Genomic DNA, 21042 nt, shown 5'->3' on the forward strand with positions numbered 1-21042 from the left:
AAAGTTCCCCCCTTACTGGTTCATCCCGTAGCCACGGGGGGTGACCAGCCGATCCCCCACCCGGCGGGTGGAGCTGTTGCCGATGAACACGGTGGTGAACATGTCCAGGTTGTCCGTCTCCCGCAGCTCCCCAAGGGTGAGGATGGCCGATTCCTCCCCTGCCCGGCCGATGTTCCGGGCCCAGCCGCAGAGCCGGTCGCCGGGGAGGACCTCCAGCAGGGCGTCGCAGGCGATTTTCAAATGGTCAGGGCGGGACTTGCTCACCGGGTTGTATAAGCAGAGGACAAAATCCCCCTGGGCAGCCAGCCGCAGCCGTTTTAAGATCAGTTCCCAGGGGGTGAGCCGGTCGCTGAGGGAGATCACCGCAAAATCGTGGGTCAAGGGTGCGCCCAGCAAGGCGGCCCCGCTGGTGGCGGCGGTCACTCCGGGGAGGATTTCCACTTCCACCTGGGGGAATTCCTCCGCCAGTTCCAGGATGGGGCTAGCCATCCCGTAGACGCCAGGATCCCCGCTGCATACCATGGCCACCCGGCGGCCTTGGCCGGCGGCCTCCAAAGCAGCCCGACACCGGGCGATCTCCTGGGTCATGGGGGTAGAAAGCAGCTCCTTATCTGGATAATACTCCCGGATCAGATCGATGTAGCCGGTGTAGCCGCAGATCAGATCCGCTTCCCCCAGGGCTTCCTGTGCCTGGGCGGTCAGTCCCTGGGGGCCGCCCGGGCCGAGGCCAACTACGGTCAGCTGTTTCATGGGGATCAACCTCCTTTAGGTGTTAGTTGTCGAAAAATCCACTTGATAGGGAGCTGCGGCCAGCGCCACGGTGACGCCGTCCCCTACCTGTTTGGGGAGGAGGAGCCGCCCGCCGCTTCCCTGGACAGCGCTGCGCTCGCAGACGTTGTCCACCCCCACTGTGGCCTCCACAAAGGGGGAAGGGGTGAAGCTGCCAGGGGTTCCCATAAGTTCCCCGGCGGTATAGGTGAGAAAGGGGAGGCCCAGTTTATGGCAAAGGGCGAGAAGGCCCGGCTCCCCGGCTTTTCGGTCGATGGAGGCGATCTTCCCCAGCGCTTGGGGGCAGAGGTTTGCCGCCTGGAAGGCAGACCGCAGAGATCGTTCCAAGATTTCCTGGGCAATGCCCCGGCGGCAGCCTATCCCGGCGCACACAATGGGGGGGATGAGCTGGAGGGCCTCCGGGCAAGGGCAGGGATGGATGCCCAGATAGAGGTCACACGGTTCTTCCTCCCCAACCAGGAGGAGCCCAGCAGGCAGGGCTCCGGCCACCGGGAATTCACTGAATACCCGGATGGTTTCCCCATCCAGTAGCTTGCCGGAGACCCGTTTGATGGCCTCGGCATTGCGCAGAGCCAGCCCCTGGGATTTGGCCCAGGTATCCACGGCAAACAGGCCGTGGAGGTCGGTGGCGGTGGTGATCACCGCCGTGGCCCCCAAAAGGGCCCCGATCTGGCGGGCCAGGCTGTTGGCCCCGCCAATGTGGCCGGACAGGAGGGGAATGACAAACCGCCCCAGCTCATCTACACAGAGGACGGCGGGGTCGGTGGTTTTGCTCTTTAGATGGGGGGCGATGGCCCGAACCGCGATGGCCGCCGCCCCGATGTAGATGAGACCGTCGGCATCGGTAAACCAGGCTGCCGTCCAAGAGTGGAGGTCGGCCCCCGCCTTGGTGGAACTGGCGGCCACCTGGTGGCCTTGGGCGGTGAGAAGGCGGCAAAGCCGCTCCCCCAGCTGCTTGCCAGTTGCGGTGAAGGAGAGGATGGCCAGCTTCATGCCTCTGCCCCGTCCTTTCCTTGGCGGTAGCCGGTGGTGAAGGTGGGGTCATAGAGCCGGGAGCGGTCGTAACTTCCCTCCAAAAAACGGCCCACCAGGATGAGGGCAGTCCGGTCGACGCCGTTTTCCTGAGCGGTTTTTGCCAAGCTGGAGACCTGGCAGCGCAGGACTTTTTCCTCCGGCCAGGTGGCCTTATAGATGATGGCCGCCGGGGTGTCAGGGGCATAGCCCCCCTCCATCAGCTGGGCCTGGAGCCCCTCCAGTAGGCCGGCGCTCAAAAACACCACCATGGTGCTGCCGTGGGCTGCCAGGGCGGCGATGGATTCCCGCTCCGGCACTGGGGTGCGCCCCGCCATCCGGGTGATGATGACGCTCTGGCTCACACCGGGGAGGGTGTACTCTGCCCCCAAGGCTGCCGCCGCCCCGCAGAAGCTGGAAACCCCCGGGCAGACTGCCCAGGGGATGCCAAGGGCATCCAAGGCGTCCATCTGTTCCCGGATGGCCCCATAGAGGCAGGGATCTCCGGTGTGAAGGCGGACGGCGGTTTTGCCCTCCCTTTCCGCTTGTTGAAGGACCGAAAGGACCTCCTCCAAAGTCATTTTGGCGCTGTTGTACAGGGAGCACCCCGGCCGGGTCAGCTCCAGAAGTTCTGGGTTGATTAGGCTCCCGGCGTAGACAACCACATCGGCCTCGCCCAAAAGCCTCGCCCCCCGCAGGGTGATCAAGTCGGCGGCGCCGCTGCCCGCCCCTACAAAATGGACCATCGCTGTCACTCCTTTACCAAGATGGTGGTAAAATACCCAGGGTTTTCCCGGATGTCGTCCAAATTTTCGTAAATGGCCTGGCCGGGGAGGCCGCAATCGGCCACCAGCACCGATTTTTCATAGAGCCCGGCCTGGCGCAGGGCCTCCTGGACCCGGGGGAGCTGCCGGCCGCTTTTCATCAGCACAAACCGGCCCGGCTGGGTCAGCTGTTCCTCCATCCCTTCCTTGCCGGCGGGGAGGATGTGCAGAGGCTGGTTCATGGTGGTGAGGGGGAACCTGGCGGCGGCTGCAGCTGCGCAGAAGCTGGGCACCCCAGGGATGACCTTCACCGCATAGTCCCCAGCCAGAAGCTCCATCAGGTAGGAAAAGGTGGCGTAGATGGAGGCATCCCCCAGGTTGAGCATGGCCACATCCAGACCCTGGTCCAGCTTTTGGGCGACCAGCCCCGCCAGATGCCGGTGATTTTCTGTGAGGGCTTTGGGGTCGGTGGTCATCAAAAAATCCAAGGGGAGGATTTCCTTGTCTGAGAGGTCCGCCGCCCCCTGGGCGATGGAAAGAGCTAGCATGTGTTCCCCTTTGGTGCGGGGCACCGCCAGCACCGGGCAGCGGAGGATGGCCTTTTGGGCGGCCAGGGTGAGGAGTTCAGGGTCGCCGGGGCCAACGCTGACCCCCCAGAAAACGCCTTTGTTCATGGGCGGATGCCCTCCTTTGTTACAAACGAAATAACCGGCCCGCCTCCTCGCTGTAGGCGAGTGCGCCGGATTGGTTGCTGAAAACCACCGCCTCCACCTGGATCCCATCGGCCCGGCGGCGGGTGTGGTAGAGAATCTGTTTGAAAATGGAATCGAGAACCGGCTCCCGAAGGCCGGCGTCTTCCAAAATGGCGAGGCACTGGTCGGCGGTGGGGGCTTCCATCAGCTGGCAGATGCAGTTCTGGTTGGCCCCAGCCATCCCCGCATGGGCGGCAAAGACCTCCCGCCGGCCGTCGGCATAACGGGAATGGGTGTTCATCACCCCGGCGGCCAGCTTGACAAATTTGCCCAGGTGGCCCACCAGGTACACCTGGGTGAAACCCATCTCCACCGCAAAATCCAGGGAATCCCCCACAAAGTTGGAGATTTTTACCACCGGGATTTCCCGGACCGGGGGATGGGCCTTCAAAAAGTCCTCCCCGTAGTTGCCAGGGGTGAAGATGACCTCTTTGCAGCCGGCGGCGGCATGCATCTTTAGCTCCACTTGAATGGTGTCTAAGAGGGCTTGGAGGCTTTGGGGTTCCACTACGCCGCTGGTGCCCAAGATGGAGATCCCCCCTTCAATGCCCAGCACCGGGTTAAAGGTCTTCTGGGCGACCGCTTCCCCGCCTGGAGTGCTGATCACCACCGAGAGGCCGCCTTGGTAGTCCAAACTGCGGCAGACTGCCTCCACCTCCTCCCGGATCATCCGCCGGGGGGTGGAGTTGATGGCCGCAGCCCCCACCGGTTGATCCAGGCCGGGGCGGGTGACCCGGCCCACCCCTTGGCCTCCGTCGATTTCCACACCGGGGTGGGCACAGGGGGAGACTCTGGCATAGATGAGAAGGCCATGGGTGGCGTCGCAGTCGTCCCCCCCGTCCTTGCGGACGGCACAGGAGGCGAAAGAGGGGGAAAAGGCTGCTTCTTCTATGGGCACGGTGACGGCCAAACCCTTGGGTAACACAAGGGTTTCCTCCTGCGCCATCTGCTGGGTCAGCAGCATTTTGGCGGCGGCCTTTGCCGCTAAGGCGGCGCAAGCGCCGGTGGTGTATCCACAGCGCAGTTTTTGGCGGCCCCGCTGCAAATATTGTTCAAATGCCAAGAAAATCCCCCCTTTTAAAAGAAAAGACCGCAGCATGCGGTCTTTGGGCGCCGTTTTGTCCTGCTATGGAACCATTGTACCAAAAAAAGCCTGTGAGGGAAAGGAAAATCCTCCTACAAAACCTCCCGCAGGTGGGAGAGGTACAGCTCCCGGATGGCGGGGACTTCCCCCAGCCCCTCCAAAGCGCAGCGGACGGCGATGCCGGCCCCTTCCAACTGGTTTTTCCAACTGTCCGGCTCTTCCCCGGCCATGTCGTTGATGGCGTGATCCCCGGCCACCAGCATCAGCGGAACAAGGAGGGCTTTGGTGTACCCGGCCCTTTGCAGCCGCCGCAGCACCGAATCCACCTCCGGGTAGCCCTCCACCGTGCCCACAAAGACATCCTCCCGGCCAAGGTCCCGGAAGACGAAGTCCAGGGCAGGGTAGATGCTGTTGGCCGGATGGTAAGTACCGTGGCCCATCAGCACCAGAGCCTCCCCTTCTGCGACAGGGTGCCGGCCTAGGACCGCCTTGGCCACTGCCAGCAAATCCCCGGTGGTGTGCAGGAGGGGGGCAGTCAGCGAAAGGGATGGAAAGCGGGGGCGGTATTCCTCGATGAGGGCGCGGAGTTTGTCATACTCTTCCCCGGGGATGAGATGAGAGGAGAGGACAGCCACGTTGGAAAACCCTTCCTCCACCAATTTGTCCAGGGCCTGGGGGACCGAATCCACCTGGATTCCCCGCCGCTCCAGCCCCCGGAGGATCACCTTGCTGGTGAAAGCACGGCGAATTGGGATAGAAGGGTAGGCACTAGCCACCTCCCGCTCCAAGGCGCCTATGGTTTTTTCCCGGGTGCCGTCGTGGCTGGTGCCGAAACTGACCACTAAAATCGCTTGCTGTTCCATAAAAATCCTCCGCGTCGTTTTTTGGCTGGTGTGAATGAAAAGGGAAGGCGCGCCCGCCGCGTGGAGCAGGGGATGGCAGGGCCATGACTCTTGCTGGGACAACCTGCCAGAAATGGAAAAGGCCCCCGGCTTACCCTGCGCCGGAGGTCTCAACAACACCAATAAGGCGGAGTTTTCCCCGCCCAACCGGCTGCCTTTGTCGCTCGCAAGAGGCGCCTTCCCTGAAAAAAGCTGTCCGTATTCTGGCTTGGGCCTTCCCAGTGTCTTTCCTGCGCCTTCCCAGTTTCCCAGTGGCATCCAGCAGGAGGACTTGGCCCTTACAGCGGCGGGACCGCACGGGATTTGCACCCGTTTCCGAACTACAGCTTTTTTGTTTGTGTATATACAGCGAGGAGAGGGAGATTTCCCCCAAAGATCGCTTGCGATCATTGTAGCATCTTGCCGGAGGGGAAGTCAAGGAAAGCCATCCCAGAGCGGGCAAGTTGTTCCCATCACCTAATATCCCATGGGGGATAGGGTGTCAAATAGGAGGAGTACGGCCTTTAGAACGGTTTTGAATCAAACAAACCGGGAAAAGTGGCAAGGCGTTCGCCGCTGTATAACGGCAGCGAAACTGCCGCTATGCTTTTTTTCCAATATAAAAGACGTAACCATAATACTGTTTATACTTAGCGTATAACTCCACTTCGTATTTGTCGCCTGCCACATAAGCTTTGACCGTTTCGCTGCCGGGATATTTTTCAAGAAGCGCTTTTTCCGCAGCCTCCCTGGGAATAAAGTAATGGTCGGTCCAGCAGGTTTCGGGAAGGGTAAAGGCGGCTACAAACTGGTATCCAATTTGCTGGAGGATGGAAACATTGCCGCCAACGGTATCCAGCTTGCTGCCAGCATCTGCCCAAAAAGAGGCAACTTCAGAAGGGCGGTCTTCGGTGAGCCAGGATGGGCAGGTGACCGCCACATAGCCGTCTTGTTTGAGAAAATCCTTCCAATAGGTCAGGGCCTTTTCAAAGCCGATTCCGTCGATCATCCCTTCCGACCAAATCAGGTCAAGTTCGCCCTTTCCAAAGGGGAGATTCTCCGCCGAGCCGACCATTCCGGCAACTCGTTCCTCCAGTTGAAGCGTTTGGACAGTTGCACCGAAGCGTTCGATAAAGCTGGGAATCATATCAACTCCGGTAATATGCCCGGCGGTATTTTGTGCGAGGACTATCGTTTGGCCGCCGGTTCCGCAGCCCAAATCAACGATGCGGGAATTTGCATCCAGATTATCCACAAATCCCAGGGCGCGGCGCGTCATCTCCGAGCTGCCAGGGCCTTGACGGTCCAACCCAATATGGGCTTCGATCAGCAAATCAAACATGGATGGTTCTTGAAAGTTCATTTTTAGCTCCTTCCTTATTGAACGGTCATTTCACAATTTTCATACCGTTCGGCCTTTACAGATGTTTTAAAGTTTGAGGTGAATTTGAAATCGGCCATATTTGTGCCCTATAATTATTGGGCATAGATTGTATGAAATATAGCGGACAGGCAAGAAAATTCCAGAAAGGGCGGTTAAAAACGATATACATTTTAGAGAAGAAACGGGATAGCAACTTAACCCCTTATTTTTGTTTGTTGTCCTCTGTGATCAGCTATAAATACAGTCGAATACAGGCATCATTGTGGGAATCCACTTATTAGACTTTCTGTCATAAAATTTTGTGTCTGAGTTGACAGCAAACGGGATACCGGCATTTGTTAACTGTTGGGTCATGTAACTGGAAAAGACAACCTGCTCCTCAATTGTATAGTCATTCCCATCGTTATAATTTCCTGGCATCCATGCTCCTACCCAAGTGGGAATCCCTGTTTCCTGCTGCCATTCCAGCGCAAGCTGGATCTTCTCATCAATCAGAGAACGCTCCTGCTCAGTTCCAGTGGTCCACAACTTACGGTCATTTGTTTTGCTGGGGCCTGCGGCATAAAAATGCCATTCCGCCATAAGATAGTCATTATGATCTGTGGGAATTTCCAATTCATGCAGATAAGCTGCATCAGAGCGCAGCCTAGGAGAAATCATAATAATCCGATTCGGATTTGTCTTTCTGATTTCTGTCACAAGCTGCTCATAGATTTCGTTCAGTTTATCAGGCTGTTTATTTAGTGCATCAGTGGATTCAATCAACAGGTCAAACGACAATAAATAGGAGGTATCTTGATAGCGTCTTGCAACCTTTGTCCACCAATCCACAACCTCTTGAATATTTTCTTCACTGGGATCATTCTTAAATTCATCTGCTTGATAAGCAATCACCGGGATGATCCCATTCGCTAGGCAATCCTCAATCTGTCGATCCAGTCCCTCTAGAAGATCGTCTGTGGCCTTGTCTGCAATACGGATTCGCACATGAGAAATACCTGCTTCGGAAAAATCAATTGCCGCTTGTGTATTATAGTATTTTCGTCCCTGATTGGTTTTTGACCAATCCACGTCCATTCCTTTTCCAAGCAGCTTTTGGTAATCTGCGGGGGAAATCGGATACTCTCCATTCATGCTAACCGGTTCTTCTGGAGCATCAGCTTGACTTTCCGTTTTACTTTGTTCCTCCTTGTGATCTACGGGCTGCTCAGATGGTTCCTGGGCACTTTGTGCGCTGCTATCTTCTGCCGGCGTCTCCTGTGAGCTTTGCGGCAAAGAGGGCACTGAATTATTTCCCGTTGCGGTACAAGCGGTAAATACCAAACTTATAAGCATCAGAAAACATAGGTAATGAAGTTTCTTCATAAATCTCCTCCTTTTGACATCATCATATCTCTATTGGGATTTAAAATTAATAAGAGTAAAAATAGCAGTATCCCCCATTAGAGGATACTGCTATTTTGGCTTTGGCGGAAGCGGTGGGATTCGAACCCACGTGCCTGCTCATCACAGACAAAACGATTTCGAGTCGTTCTCGTTACGACCACTTCGATACGCTTCCATATAGTTTTCCCCTCAATGGGAAAAGAAGAGGCACATCCTTCTTAGCGATCTTCCCCGCTGGAATTGACACAGAGGGGACAAACCTTGGGATGCAACAATTAGTATACCAAATACCTGTGGAAAAATCAACCGGGAAATCGGCAAAATTCCCAGCCGAGGCAAATCACCACTCACTGACATGGGCCCGTTTCATGGCGCCAAACAGCCGCTGTTTGAGGCCTTTGTGTTCCTTTTCCATGGCCCGGAGCCAATCCTTGGTCCACTGGCGGGTGGTGACCCCATCCACGGGGCAGCTGCTCTTGACCACCGGCAGGCCCTCGTGCTTTACTGCCTTGCGGATGTCGTTCTCTGGGGCAAAGACCATAGGCCGGATCATGGTCAGATCCTTGCGGGAAAGATAGGTGACCGGGGAAAAGCAGCCGATCCGCCCCTCGTTGAACAGGTTCATCACAAAGGTCTCCACCGCGTCGTCGTAGTGATGCCCTAAGGCGATTTTATTGCAGCCCGCGGCTTTGGCGGTGTCGTGGAGGCAGCCCCGGCGCATCCGGGCGCAGAGGGAGCAGGGATTGCTCTCGTCCCGGATATCAAAGATTACCTGCCCAATCTCCGTGCGCTTTAAAATGTAGGGGACATCCAGGCGGGAACAGAGCTCTTCAATGGCGGAAAAATCCCCTGGTACCCCGCCGAACTGGGGGTCTAAGGTGATAGCAACCAGGCTGTAGTCGATGCCCAGATAACTGCGCATCCAGGCTAAGGCGGTAAGCAGGGCGACGGAATCCTTGCCCCCGCTGACCCCGACGGCGACCTTGTCCCCATCCTCCAGCATGTTGTATTCGGTTATGGCTTTGCGCATATAGCCCATCAATTTTTGCATGGCGGTTCTCCTCATATAAAAAACTTCCCCAATGATCCCTTGCAAGCGCTGCTGTTATAACCGGGATATCCCCGGCGGGGCGTTGCCAAAAAACCGGCAACAGCGGGGAAGGTACCCATCTATTCTAGCGGGTTGAAGATAGAATTTCAAGGCATGCCCACCGATTTCCATCCCGGCAGGCCAAAGAATTCCACCCCAGCCGAGGGGTCAGAGGAAACCGGAGAGAATCGGGGAAATAAAGAAGAAGGCCAAGGAATCAAAGAATCCCCGGTGAATGCTGTGGGAATCTTCCAAAACCTGGCGCAAGAGGAGGGCAGGCGTGGATTGCCGCCCCGCCTGGCCAAATGCTATAATGAAAACAGTCCAGAGACCATGAAATTCCCTCCCGGCAAATCTGAATCAGGGGTGGGAATATGAATATTAAATAACTTGCCTTATGCCAACATGATTCGGTAAACGGCCCAAATGGAAAGAACTTCCCTCTTTGGTCCTACAATAAAAAAGGTGAGTGAAATTTTGAAGATCGACCAACTGTATCCGGTGGATCAAAAGGATGCCGACAAGCTGACGGATCTGTTGACCCAATGCTTTGCGGAAGATCCTTTGTACTGCCAGCTAATCCCGCAAAAAACAATGCGAAAACGACTTCTGCCGGGACTTTTTCAGTGTGATCTGGACGAATTGTTTCAAACCTGCCATGTATACGCCGACAGTCCGGAGATGAACGGCATCATCATCGTATCGGATGAGACGGAGCCCCAAAACGGGGTCCGCCGCCGTATTGTTGAGATGTTTGCCTCTTGGAAGACGGCGGCGCTCCTGCTGGAGGAGGACCCCTCCTGCAAAACCCTGTGGAATTTTATCCGGGGGCAGGAGTACCTCAACTCCGAGTGGACCGAAGATTTGGGCGAAGCGCCCCGGCTGCATGTGGTGTACTTTGCAGTGCGGCCCTCCAAACGGGGGCAGGGTGTGGCGAGCCGGCTGATGAAAGCGGTCCTCGCCTTTGCCGATGAAAACGGCATGGAGGTTTCCTTGGAGACCCACAACCAGCGGAACCTGGAAATCTATAGGCACTATGGGTTCCATCTGTTCGAAGTGGTGAAAAAACACTTCCCCTTGAAGCAATTTTGCATGGTCCGGCCCAGTGAGGCGGCCCAGGGTACCCTGGCGGCCAGCTGACTGGGGCGGGGTTCCCCGATCACGGGGTAATAAACGCGCGGAAGATCTAGTCTTCCGCGCGTTTTCTGTTGGGGAAGAACACCTTGGAGAGCCCTTTGCCTTTGGGCAGGGTGACCAAAGGGGAGAGATTGTGTTGTGGCGTGGTGCTGATTTCCAGCCGGGAAGGTGGAAAAATCCTCAATTCTTCTGGGAAAACCAGGGGGATGTTGGTATAATGAATGTAGAAATAAAAATTAATCGAGATGCAAGAAAATTTATCATGTTTCAGATAAATCAAAGAAAGGATACATCCAAGGGGAAAGGGCGGAGAGCACACCTAGTTCCGGCCCGCGCTGCCGGTGAGGATAGAAAGGAAAGCCATCAAACCAATTGCTGTGAGGAGGTTTCTGTATGCATGATCCCATGGAGCGGGCAACCGCGTTGTTGCCCCAATTGACCGAGTGGCGGCAGTACTTGCACCAGCACCCAGAGCTGGGCACCAACCTGCCTATGACCTGCGCCTTTGTGGAGGCCCGGCTGCGGGAGATGGGGTATGACCCTCAGCCCATCTGCGAAGGGGGCTTGGTAGCGGTACTGGAAGGGGGAAAACCGGGAAAGACTATCCTGCTGCGGGCGGATATGGATGCCCTGCCCATGGATGAGGAGAACGACCACCCCTTTAAAAGCCAGAACCCCGGCGCGGCCCACACCTGTGGCCACGATATCCATACCGCCATGCTGCTGGGCGCGGCCAAGCTGTTGATGGAGGATCGGGAAGAACTCTGTGGCCGGGTCAAATTCATGTTCCAGCCCAATGAGGAAGGCCCTGGCGGCGCCCTTTTGATGATTGAGTCCGGCATCCTGGAAAATCCCCATGTGGATGCTTCCATGGGCTTCCACTGCAACGTGGGCCAGGTGATCGCCTCCGGCCAGATCGGGTACCGCATGGGCCCCATCATGGCCTCCACCGATGTGTTTGAGATCAAGGTCACCGGCAAAGGCGGCCACGGCGCCCGCCCGGAGGAGGGCGTCGACCCCATTAACATTATGATGCACATCCACGATACCCTCCAGACCATCAACAGCCGGGAGCGGCCCCAGCAGGAACCGGTGGTGCTGACCATCGGGCAGATTTCCGCTGGTGATGCGCCCAACACCATCCCTGCCGAGGGCACCATGTCCGGAACCATTCGCGCCTTCAACGAGGAAGTCCGCCAGTTTGTCAAACGGCGGCTGGTGGAGATCGCCCAAGGGGTGGCCTCCACTTTGGGAGGCAAGGCGGAGGTGGTTTTTAAGGCTGGCACCGCCGCCACCATCAACGATCCCAAGGTGGCCGGGGAGCTGTTCCGCTCCATCCAGGAGATCGTCCCGCCCGAGCGCCTGGTGGAACTGCCCGCCAGCATGGGTTCTGAGGATTATGCAGAGGTCTCTCTGCGGGTGCCCAGCGGGTTCTTCTGGCTGGGCATGGGCAATGAGGCGGAGGGTTACCCCTACAGTGTCCACAGCCCCAAGGCGGATTTTGATGAATCCGCTATGCCTTTGGGCACCGCCCTTTTCTTCCACTGTACAAAAGAATGGCTCAAAAACAATCAGTAATTCCAAGCAAGGCCCTGGGCGCGTCCCAGGGCCTTTTTATGGCAATGGCTGGGGGAGAAGGCGGGGATCCGGGGTAGGGCGGAGGGTCACAGGTTATAATATTGTCGCTTTCACACTTTAAATTGTGAATTATCCACAAGGTGGGATGAAGCAATTCATTTAAAATGGGAAAACTGCAAAAATCGGCCCCTGAGCCTTGCAATCCCCGACAAGAATGGTATAATGAACGTATACTTTAACGCATTAAACAGCGAATACTACCGGGAGGAAACAAATATGAACGACATTCTCAAACGGGCAGAGGAGCTCAAACCGGAAATCATCGCCTGGCGGCGCCACATCCATGAAAACCCTGAGGTCAGCGCGGTGCTCCCCGAGACCAGCGCCTATGTGATGACGGAGCTGAAAAAGATGGGCTACGAGCCCACTGAGTGCGGCGGCGGCGTCACCGCCGTTCTGGAGGGGGACCCCAATGGAAAGGTGTTCCTGCTGCGGGCGGATATGGATGCCCTGCCTATGGCAGAGGAGTCCGGCCTGCCTTTTTCCAGCAAGAACCCTAAAGCGGCCCACACCTGCGGTCACGACACCCACACCGCCATGCTGCTGGGTGCGGCCAAAATTCTGATGGAGAATAAGGACAAGGTCAAGGGCAGAGTTAAGTTCATGTTTCAACCCGGTGAAGAAGGATACAACGGCTGCAAACAAATGATAGCGGCCGGCATTTTGGAAAACCCCAAGGTGGACGCCGCTATGGGGATCCATAGCGCCACCGCCCAGGAGCACCCCACCGGCCATGTGCTGTACTGCAACGGCCCTTCTATGGCCAGTGCGGATGCGTTTAAGATCACCGTCACTGGAAAAGGGGCCCATGGCGCCCGGCCGGAAAACGGCATCGACCCCATCAACATCCTGTGCCACATCCATTCCGCATTGCAGACCATCAACAGCCGGGAGCGGCCCCAGCAGGAGCCCCTCATTCTGACCATTGGCCAGCTGGTGGCCGGCGATGCCTGCAACATCATCCCCAACAGCGGCTTTATCAGTGGCACCATCCGGGCCTTTAACCAGGATGTGCGGATGCTGGCCAAACGCCGGTTCATCGAGATTGTAGAGGGTATCACCGCCACATTTGGCGGCAAGGTGGACATCGAGTGGACCACCGAGATGGCCCCCACCATCAACGACATTCCCCAGACCGACGAGCTGGTGGGCTACGTCAAAGAGATGCTGGGGGAGGATAAGGTCCACTGCATCCCGGCGGGCATGGGCTCGGAGGATTTTTCCGAGGTGATGTTGGCAGTTCCCGGCAGCTACCTGCGGGTGAGCCTGGGCAGCAACGACGAAGGCTATACTTATGGCGGCCACAACCCCAAGGTCTGCTTTAATGAAGAGGGCCTGCCGGTGGGCAGCGCCGTCTATGCCTATACCGCTATGAGCTGGCTGGCAAACCATCAATAACAACAGGAAAATTGACGGGGAGGCCCTAGGGCCTCCCCATCGTTGTGTTCTGCTGCGGAAAGGGGATCCCCGCCCGTCATAGGGGTGAAATCCCCTTGTTTGGGTAAGTAGATAAAAACGGTATCTCCCTATGAACCAAAAGGGAGAAATTTTGATAAGTTTCTTAACTAATAAGCCGAATATCCATAGAAAAAAGCAATATTGGCCTTTTATTATTAGCAGATAAACAGAAAGCGACAAAAAGGGGCAAGCCCCCCGCAAATCCATCCAAAAAACCCCCGGGAAATCTATTCCCGGGGGTTTTGCTGAATTGGCGTCCGACTAGTGGGGCAATCCCTCTACTTGGCGGCCTTTTCTTTTTCCATGCTCGCTTTGCGGTCTGTATCGAGCCTCTCCTTCAGATCGATACAACGGTAGTGGAGAACTTTGTAGAAGGCGTCAATCTCCTCCTGGGTACAAAATTTTAGCAGCCGCTCGTTAGTGGCCAACATCATCTGTACATCGTAAATCTTGTGTTGGCGGCAGAGGCGCAGCCCCTCTTCGGTGGGATAGAAGTGGTACACCCGGTAATTGCTTTTGCAGCGTTTGCGGGTGATATAGCCCTTTTTCTCAATCTTGGCGATGATCTGGGAGATGGCACTCTTGGTGCGGCAGGACATTTCTGCCAGCTCGGTGACGGTGGCGCCTTCATGATCGCAGATATCGATGACCAGGTGGGCCTCGGTCATGTTGCTCAGTTCGCCAGTGCCGTAATCCCGGCTGATTTCATCGGCCTGATTGCGCAATGCCACAAAGGTATAGATATTGCTGGCTCTTTGGTAAAGTGGCTGAAACAAGTCGTTGATGGATTGGGATGGGTCCATTTCATCTATTTGCAGCATAATTTCACATCCTTAATTTGTATATTTTTATTGTACCATATTTTTCCCCGTTGTAAAGCACAGGAGATACAATGAGATTCTAGTCAAAAATACCAGAAAGTACAAACCTGATTTATTGTTTTGATAAATTTTTTCAAAACCCCTTGACAGATATTGTTTAGAAAGTTAACATTTTAATAAACCTTAAAATTGAGATTTATCCAAGCTATTCGGCTGCATATATATTCTAAAAATTTTATTAATGTGCTTAATATAATTTTGTCAGTTCGCTGCGAATAATTGTGTTTGAGGTAAATAATTAGGACTTCGGGGGCAATTAAAACTCGAAAAAGCGCTTTGTTGGTTTGAAATTCTATAGGCGAAGGCGTTTTTGAAAACGGCCTTGAACTTCAAGAGGTTGGCCTCCTCTTTGACCAGCTCCACTGGGATGGCTTCACCGACGATGAGATTGAAAAAATAGCCTGGAAAAACGCCGCCCGGGTCATGGGGGATTTCATGCGCTAGTTCCTTTCACTTCCATTTCAATAACTTTCTTTCCTCACTGAAGAAGAGGCTCGGCCGCAAGGCCGGGTCTCTTCTCTTTTTGCCCAAATCCTCTTGTGTTCTACTGCAAAAATGGTATAATAGAACCAAATTGGTTAGCAAGAAGAAACTTGACATTAGACAGGAGGATTCACTATGAGCAAGACTTTACTGGTCAGCAATGCTGAGGCGGAACGCCTTTTAAAGATGGGCGACTGCATCGCCGCCATGGATGAGGTGCTGCGGGATGTCTCCGCCGGAGCTATCACCATGCTGCAGCGGTCGATGATCCACCATAAAAACGGCAACATCCTTGCCGGAATGCCCTCCACCATTGACACCAAGGAGATCACCGGCAGCAAAGTCACCATTTTCCCTGGCCCAGAGGCCCGCAAAAATGGCACCGCCCAGGGCATTGTGCCCATCTTTGACACGGTGACTGGCAGCCTGATCGCCATTGTGGGTGCCGAGTGCATCACCACCATCCGCACCGCTGCCACCAGCGCCAGTGCCACCCGTCTTCTGGCCCGGGAAGATGCCTCGGTTCTTGGCATTCTAGGGGCTGGAAAACTGGGCCGGGCCCATGTGGAAGCGATCTCCTTGGTACGCCCTATTAAAAAGGTATATATTTGGGATATTGTCCCCGAAGCGGTGGATGCCTACTGCGCAGAGATGACCAAAGCCTACCCCAACATTACTTTCATCCCCTGCAAGACCGCCAAAGAAGCTGTGGTGGATGCGGATATCCTCTGCACCGTCACCAAAGCTCAGGAGCCCATTGTGGAGGGCGAGTGGCTGAAATCCGGCGTCCACATCAATGCGGTGGGCGCTTGTTCCCCTGTCGCCCGGGAGATGGCTACAAGCGTTGTACAGAAGGCCCGGGTCTATGTGGATAAGACCGAAGCTGCCCTGCGGGACGGCGGAGACCTGGTCATCCCCATGAACGCAGGGGAGTGGAGCGCCGACAAGGTGGTCGGCGAAGTGGGTGAAATCCTGCTGGGCAAACTGGAAGGCCGCAAGACCGCTGAAGAAATTACCATGTTTGAGACAGTGGGCATTGCGGTGGAGGACCTGGCCAGCGCATATCTGATTTATCAAAAAGCCAAAGAACAGGGGATCGGCCTGGAGGTCGAGCTGTAATGAAAAAGGTCTTTGCCTTTCTTTTGATGACCGACCAGGGCCCGGAGGAAACCCGTACCCTCCCTGGGGAGCGGATGGACACCTTGTTTGTGCCAGTGCGCTCCCTCCAGGAGGGCTGCGACACCGTCCGCCGCCTCGTGGCGGAACAAGGGCTGGGTGCGGTGGAGCTCTGCGGGGCGTTCGGCCCCGAAGGGGCAGCAGCGGTCAAAGAGGCCGCCGGTCCAGCTGTTGCGGTGGGCTACGTGACCCACTCCCCCAGCGAGGATGGTTTATTCCAAACATTCTTTGCAGAGTAGGAGGGGGTTGCCTGTGGCCAAAAACATCCAAGTTAAGCCGGGAAAAGCGGGTTCCGTCTTGGGATTGATCGTGGGCTGTATCTTTGTGGGGATCGGCTTGTTTGTGGTCATTCCCACCTTGGGCCCCTTTGGCATTTTTTGGACGCTGGGCGCCGGCGCCATTGCCGTGGTCAATGGAATCAATGTATTTTCACAGAAGGGGGTCGCCACCCACACGATTGTGGTGGAGGATGACTTCCCCCAAGGGAATGCTTCGATCCATTCCCCAGAGGAGAGGCTTCGCCGGCTGGAGGATTTGTACCAAAAGGGACTGGTCACTCGGGAGGAGTACGACCAATCCCGCAAGCGGATTTTGGAGGAGTTATAAAAAATACCAGAGGGGTTTTCCACGATTCCCTCCTCCTGCTGTGGAAAAAGGCAGGGAAATGGAGCTCCCCCTGGATGAAACCAATGAAACCCCCGGAGGGCAGCACCAATGCTGCCCTCCGGGGGTTTCATTGGTTTGCGCGCCGGTCTTGTAGCCAAAATAGGAGTTTAGCCGCCAGGGATTCCCCGTCGTAAGGGAAGAAGCTCTTTGGGCTCCACTTCCCCATTTTGCAAAACAATGAAATATGGGCCTATTTTTTGTTTTGAATGCTCCACAAAAACGCCCCGCAGGGTTTCACTCCATCCGGAACTTGGGTTGCTTGGGGGAAGGATGGGCAAAAATTCCCCAGGGAATTTGTCGCAAGCTCCAGAAAGGGGTAGGGCATTTGGAGCATTCGTCAATTTACTTTACTCTGCAAAATTGATATACTCATCTTATCGCGGTTCCAACAGTTAGAAAGCAGAATGAAACAATCTGGGAGGTAACGGAATTGGAAAACCAACAAAGAGGGGTCTTTAAAGTCTACCTGGTCTGTGTCTTGGGCATGGTCGTAGGTTCCTTCATCTCCCCGCTGATCAAACTCATCATCCAAACCGGGGTGGATGCTGCGGTCATCACCTTTTACCGGCTGCTGTTTGTCTCGGTGCTGGTATTGCCGGTGCTCTTCTCCAAATGGGAAAATCGGGAGAAGGTCAAGGCCATGACCAAAACCTCCTGGCTTCAGGTCATCGGGTATTCCATGTGCAAAACCTTTGCCTTAATTGCCTGGGCAGAGGCCCTCAACCAAGGCACGTCAGCCTTTATCTGCAACACCCTGGGCAACTGCACCACCATCTTTGTGGTGGTGATGGCGTGGGTATTCCTCCATGAAAAAACCTCAGCCCGGGCCTTGGTGGGGGTGGCCATCTGCCTGGCAGGCGTCTTTATCATCGGCGCGGATGAACTGGGAGGCGGCGTCGGCGGAAGCGCCTTGGGCATCGCCCTCATTATGACCTCTGCTGTGCTCAATGCCGGCAACCAGGTGTTCGCCCGCGCAGTGCGCAAGGAATTGGACCTGCTGCCCCTGTTGGGGGTGGACTACTGCCTGGGGACTATTATCACTGGGGTCTATGGCCTTCTCACCGGCGCGGATTTCCGCCTCAACTTAAAAGCGGTCTTTTATATGGCAATCCTCAGCTGGTTCTGCACCCTGTTCTGCCACACCACCCCCATTTGGGCGATGAAGTACATCAATGTTGTCACTGCCTCGGTCATCAACCTGGCGGGGCCGTTTATCACCGCCATTGTGGCCTTCTTCCTCCTAGGGGAGGTGCCCAAGCCCATGACCTATGTGGGTGCGGCGGTGATGATCGCCGGTTTGATCTACTATGTGATTGTGGACCAAAAGGAAGCTCAAAAGGCAATGGAGGCCAAAGCCGCAGCCCTGGCGGAAGGGGATCAGCCCCAGTAGCCGTGTTTGCCCATTCAGTAAGAAAACTCCCCTGGGGGTGTGTCCCCAGGGGAGTTTTGCTGTTTGTTTTGGTTATTTGTGCTCCTCCAACCAGCGCAGAGCGCAGTGGGTGAAGCAGGCGGAGCCGAGATATAAGCCTTCGTCGTTGAAACGTACCTTGGGATGGTGGCCGCCGAAGCAGTAACCTTCCTCACAGGAGCCCAGGGAAAGGCGCATAAACACGCCGGGCACCCGGCTGATGACCTCGGAGAAGTCCTCGGAGCCCATAGAGGGTTCGCAGGTGGAGACGTGGTCGTCGCCCAGGAGCTCTTTCAGGTAACCTTCCATTTCGCTGCCTACGGTCAGGTCATTGACGGTGGCAAGTCCGGTGGATTGGCAGTCCACCACAGCGGTGCCGCCCAGGGATTCGGCCACCCCTTTGGAAATTTCATTGAGACGGCGGATAAACAGCTGGCGGGATTCCTCGCTGAAGGCGCGGATAGAGCCTCTCATATACCCTTCATTGGGGATAATGTTGGGGGCATCACCGCAGACCAGCTGGCCGAGGGTCAAGACCATGGGCTCCAGCTGTTTGCGCTCCCGGCTGTTGATGGTCTGGAGCATGCCGTGGATATGGCAGAGGATGTTCAGAGGATCGACACCGGCCTCAGGGCGTGCGCCATGGGCGCCTTTGCCGGTGACGGTGATGGTGAACATATCACAGGAGGCCATAGCTGGGCCAGGGGAATACACCACATGGCCGGTGGGGACATCCAGGCCGGCGAAGGAGTGGAAGCCCATAGCAGCATCTACATGGGGGTTTTCCAGAACGCCAGCCTCCACCATTTTATGGCCGCCGCCGTGGCCTTCTTCACCAGGCTGGAACATGAATTTAACCTTACCGCCTGCAAGGTTATCTTTGTTGTCCATCAGCAGCTTGGCGGCGCCCAGCAGCATGGAGGTGTGGGTGTCGTGGCCGCAGGTGTGGGCCGATTTGGCAACCTGGCTGGAGAAAGCCTCGCCGGAGTCCTCATCCATGGGCAGGGCGTCCATGTCCGCCCGCAGCAGAAGGGTTTTGCCAGGCTTTCCGCTGTCCAGGACGGCGACAACGCCGCCGCCGCACTCCTGGGGCTCGTACCCCATTTTTTTCAATTCCTCGGTGACGAGGGCTACCGTTTTGGGGAGATCAAGGCCCACTTCGGGCTGCATGTGAATCTGATGGCGCCAGGAGATGATTTCGGGGGCGAGGGCTTTTGCCTGTTCCAAAATAGTTTGCATAGGTATGTATCCTCCTTTGTCAAATAGCTATGGTGAGTTCCCGATGAATCGGAAAAAATCGAGCAGGTTCCCGGACGATCCACTCCAACTGGGGCCGACGGGGATTCCCTTCTATTATAAACAAAGAACAGCCCAGTTGCAAGAAAAAGGATGGGGAACTTGCCCAAAAATGGAAGGGAAACCAAGTAGTGAGGAGCAACGAGGAAGGGACTGCAAAGATCACACAAAATTTGCAGGAAAGTCCTGGGGAATCTGCACAAATGCTTCCGCGGGCGAAATGCCTAAAAAATATGCAGTATCCGGGAAAAGATCGGGGGATTCTGAATCTTTTCAATTCCGATTTGCCATTGTATAATACAAGTCGTTTTGAAAGAAAAAGTATCCCCGGCAATCAATTTCCGGGCCCGCGCCCGGCAAAGGAGGACCGTCTTATGGAGCGTCCAGTCGCCCAGCCCCATTCCCTCTTGTCCATGACCTGGCCTATTTTCATCGAACTGCTGCTGCAGCTTTTGGTGGGAAATGTGGACCAAGTGATGCTCAGCCAATACAACACCACCGCCGTCGCCGCAGTGGGCAACGCCAACCAGGTGATCACCATTTTGATTCTGACGTTCAGCGTCATCAGCCTGGCAGCCACTATTTTAATCAGCCAGTATCTGGGGGCGGGGGATCTGCACAAAGTAAGCCAGATCTACACCCTCTCCGCCCTGATGAACCTCTTTGTCAGTTTGGTTTTGGCAGGGATGGTCTACTTTGGCGGCGGCGCTATCCTCGCCTGGATGCAGATCCCGGCAGAACTCCTCCCCGAAGCGCGCAGCTATCTGCTGATCACCGGCCTCTCCCTGCCCTTCCAGGCGCTGATGCTCACCTTCAGCGCATTCCTGCGGGCCCATGCCCGGATGCTGGTGATCATGCTGTCCACCGGGGTGATCAACCTGATCAACATCGTGGGCAATGCCATCCTCATCGGCGGGATGGGGCCGGTTCCCTCCCTAGGTGCGGCGGGCGCGGCCATCTCCACTACCTTGTGCCGCATCGCCGGCATGGGAATGATGATCGCCGCTTTCTACGCCAATGTCCGGGGGGAGAAAATCCGCCTTTCCCTTTTGAAGCCGTTCCCCAAGGATTTGCTACTGCGGCTGCTGGGCATTGGCCTCCCCTCAGGCGGGGAGAGCCTTTCCTACAACCTCTCCCAGATGACAAGCCTCGTGTTTGTCAACACTCTGGGGGCTTATGTGGTCACCACCCGCATGTATGCCAACATGCTGGCCCAGGTTTGTTATACCCTGATCCAGGCGGTGAGCCAAGCGGGCCAGATTTTGGTGGGATACCACATTGGCGCTCGGGACTTTGACGGTGCCGACCGGGAGAACCGCCATATTTTAAAGACTTTTGTCCCGGTGACGGTGGGGATCACCTTGGTGCTATGGCTGTTCGCAAGGCCCATCTATGGATTTTTGAGCAAAGACCCCCAGATTGTCGCATTGGGGGCCCAAGTGATGCTAGTGGAGGTGTTTTTGGAAATCGGGCGGAGCTTTAACATCGTGTTGGTGCGCAACCTCCAAGCGGTGGGGGATGTCAAATACCCGGTGGCGGTGGGCATTGCCAGCCAGTGGATCATCGCCGTGGGGCTTGCCTGGTTTTTGGGCATCCACCAAGGGATGGGCCTTGTGGGGATGTGGATTGCCTTTGCTATAGATGAAAACGTCCGGGCGGCGATCTTCCTTTTGCGCTGGAAGAGCGGCCGCTGGAGACAGATGAAAACCATATAAGGGAGTCTTTTCTTGCCCCCCCTCACGGCCTGTGAGGGGGGGA

19 protein-coding genes, 1 tRNA gene and 1 riboswitch are annotated in these 21042 nt (G+C 55.9%); of the genes, 8 read left to right on the top strand and 12 right to left on the bottom strand.

Annotated features, from left to right (window positions below):
* Positions 1-12 precede the first annotated feature (12 nt).
* The 10 genes from cobJ to RDQ42_RS03820 form a co-directional block, all read right to left on the bottom strand.
* Positions 13-750, bottom strand: coding sequence for a precorrin-3B C(17)-methyltransferase (gene cobJ / locus RDQ42_RS03775; protein WP_054331269.1), 738 nt, complete (start codon positions 748-750; stop codon positions 13-15).
* A 15-nt stretch (positions 751-765) separates the two neighbouring features.
* Positions 766-1782 carry a cobalamin biosynthesis protein gene (locus RDQ42_RS03780; protein WP_308588318.1) on the bottom strand — a complete coding sequence of 339 codons (1017 nt, stop codon included), beginning with the start codon at positions 1780-1782 and terminating at the stop codon, positions 766-768.
* Entirely contained in the window at positions 1779-2546 is a 768-nt protein-coding gene (gene cobM, locus RDQ42_RS03785; protein WP_231357960.1) for a precorrin-4 C(11)-methyltransferase, read from the bottom strand. Before cobM ends, RDQ42_RS03780 begins: the two co-directional genes overlap by 4 nt.
* A 5-nt stretch (positions 2547-2551) precedes the next feature.
* Entirely contained in the window at positions 2552-3238 is a 687-nt protein-coding gene (gene cobI, locus RDQ42_RS03790; protein WP_231357961.1) for a precorrin-2 C(20)-methyltransferase, read from the bottom strand.
* Between the two features lie 19 nt (positions 3239-3257).
* Positions 3258-4379: a cobalt-precorrin-5B (C(1))-methyltransferase CbiD gene (gene cbiD / locus RDQ42_RS03795; RefSeq protein WP_231357962.1), complete on the bottom strand. Its 1122-nt coding sequence runs from the start codon at positions 4377-4379 to the stop codon at positions 3258-3260.
* Between the two features lie 113 nt (positions 4380-4492).
* Positions 4493-5263, bottom strand: a complete 771-nt coding sequence (locus RDQ42_RS03800; protein WP_308588320.1) for a sirohydrochlorin cobaltochelatase — start codon at positions 5261-5263, stop codon at positions 4493-4495.
* 214 nt (positions 5264-5477) lie between these two features.
* Positions 5478-5668: riboswitch (cobalamin riboswitch) on the bottom strand.
* Between the two features lie 214 nt (positions 5669-5882).
* Complete coding sequence (locus tag RDQ42_RS03805; protein ID WP_308588321.1) at positions 5883-6644, bottom strand: class I SAM-dependent methyltransferase; 762 nt, start codon at positions 6642-6644, stop codon at positions 5883-5885.
* 249 nt (positions 6645-6893) lie between these two features.
* Entirely contained in the window at positions 6894-8030 is a 1137-nt protein-coding gene (locus RDQ42_RS03810; RefSeq protein WP_054331274.1) for a glycoside hydrolase family 5 protein, read from the bottom strand.
* Between the two features lie 102 nt (positions 8031-8132).
* Positions 8133-8226: transfer RNA gene (locus RDQ42_RS03815), tRNA-Ser, on the bottom strand.
* A 165-nt stretch (positions 8227-8391) separates the two neighbouring features.
* Positions 8392-9102: an ATP-binding protein gene (locus tag RDQ42_RS03820; RefSeq protein ID WP_054331275.1), complete on the bottom strand. Its 711-nt coding sequence runs from the start codon at positions 9100-9102 to the stop codon at positions 8392-8394.
* Between the two features lie 516 nt (positions 9103-9618).
* Here RDQ42_RS03820 and RDQ42_RS03825 point away from each other — a divergent pair.
* The 3 genes from RDQ42_RS03825 (at position 9619) to RDQ42_RS03835 (ending at position 13314) form a co-directional block, all read left to right on the top strand.
* The gene (locus tag RDQ42_RS03825; protein WP_071427544.1) at positions 9619-10281 is read left to right on the top strand and encodes an N-acetyltransferase; all 663 of its coding nucleotides are present in this window, start codon (positions 9619-9621) and stop codon (positions 10279-10281) included.
* Between the two features lie 390 nt (positions 10282-10671).
* Positions 10672-11856 carry a M20 family metallopeptidase gene (locus RDQ42_RS03830; RefSeq protein WP_071427545.1) on the top strand — a complete coding sequence of 395 codons (1185 nt, stop codon included), beginning with the start codon at positions 10672-10674 and terminating at the stop codon, positions 11854-11856.
* A gap of 276 nt (positions 11857-12132) precedes the next feature.
* Entirely contained in the window at positions 12133-13314 is a 1182-nt protein-coding gene (locus tag RDQ42_RS03835; protein WP_308588324.1) for a M20 family metallopeptidase, read from the top strand.
* A 338-nt stretch (positions 13315-13652) separates the two neighbouring features.
* On the opposite strand, the gene RDQ42_RS03840 is transcribed toward RDQ42_RS03835, so the two are convergent.
* A complete protein-coding gene (locus tag RDQ42_RS03840) occupies positions 13653-14195 on the bottom strand; it encodes a MarR family winged helix-turn-helix transcriptional regulator (protein ID WP_054331279.1) in 543 nt (180 codons plus the stop codon).
* A gap of 678 nt (positions 14196-14873) precedes the next feature.
* Between RDQ42_RS03840 and RDQ42_RS03845 the strand changes: the two genes are divergently transcribed.
* From RDQ42_RS03845 to RDQ42_RS03860, 4 genes are all read left to right on the top strand, one after another.
* On the top strand, positions 14874-15857 hold the full coding sequence (locus tag RDQ42_RS03845) for an ornithine cyclodeaminase family protein (RefSeq protein WP_308588325.1): 984 nt from the start codon (positions 14874-14876) through the stop codon (positions 15855-15857).
* Positions 15857-16153 (top strand): DUF6506 family protein, encoded by a 297-nt coding sequence (locus RDQ42_RS03850; protein ID WP_054331281.1) that lies wholly within the window; start codon positions 15857-15859, stop codon positions 16151-16153. The genes RDQ42_RS03845 and RDQ42_RS03850 overlap by 1 nt, the downstream gene beginning before the upstream one ends.
* 13 nt (positions 16154-16166) lie before the next feature.
* On the top strand, positions 16167-16520 hold the full coding sequence (locus RDQ42_RS03855; RefSeq protein WP_083386433.1) for an SHOCT domain-containing protein: 354 nt from the start codon (positions 16167-16169) through the stop codon (positions 16518-16520).
* Positions 16521-17010: 490 nt separating this feature from the next.
* Positions 17011-17970 carry a DMT family transporter gene (locus tag RDQ42_RS03860; protein WP_231357967.1) on the top strand — a complete coding sequence of 320 codons (960 nt, stop codon included), beginning with the start codon at positions 17011-17013 and terminating at the stop codon, positions 17968-17970.
* A gap of 72 nt (positions 17971-18042) precedes the next feature.
* Here the strand turns inward: RDQ42_RS03860 and RDQ42_RS03865 are convergent, their stop codons facing one another.
* Positions 18043-19227: a M20 family metallopeptidase gene (locus RDQ42_RS03865; RefSeq protein ID WP_071427557.1), complete on the bottom strand. Its 1185-nt coding sequence runs from the start codon at positions 19225-19227 to the stop codon at positions 18043-18045.
* A gap of 431 nt (positions 19228-19658) precedes the next feature.
* Here RDQ42_RS03865 and RDQ42_RS03870 point away from each other — a divergent pair, with 431 nt between their 5' ends.
* Complete coding sequence (locus tag RDQ42_RS03870) at positions 19659-20999, top strand: MATE family efflux transporter (RefSeq protein ID WP_071427560.1); 1341 nt, start codon at positions 19659-19661, stop codon at positions 20997-20999.
* Positions 21000-21042: the final 43 nt, after the last annotated feature.

The sequence above is a fragment of the uncultured Merdimmobilis sp. genome (assembly GCF_902471145.1).
Taxonomy (GTDB): Bacteria; Bacillota; Clostridia; order Oscillospirales; family Ruminococcaceae; genus Merdimmobilis; species Merdimmobilis hominis.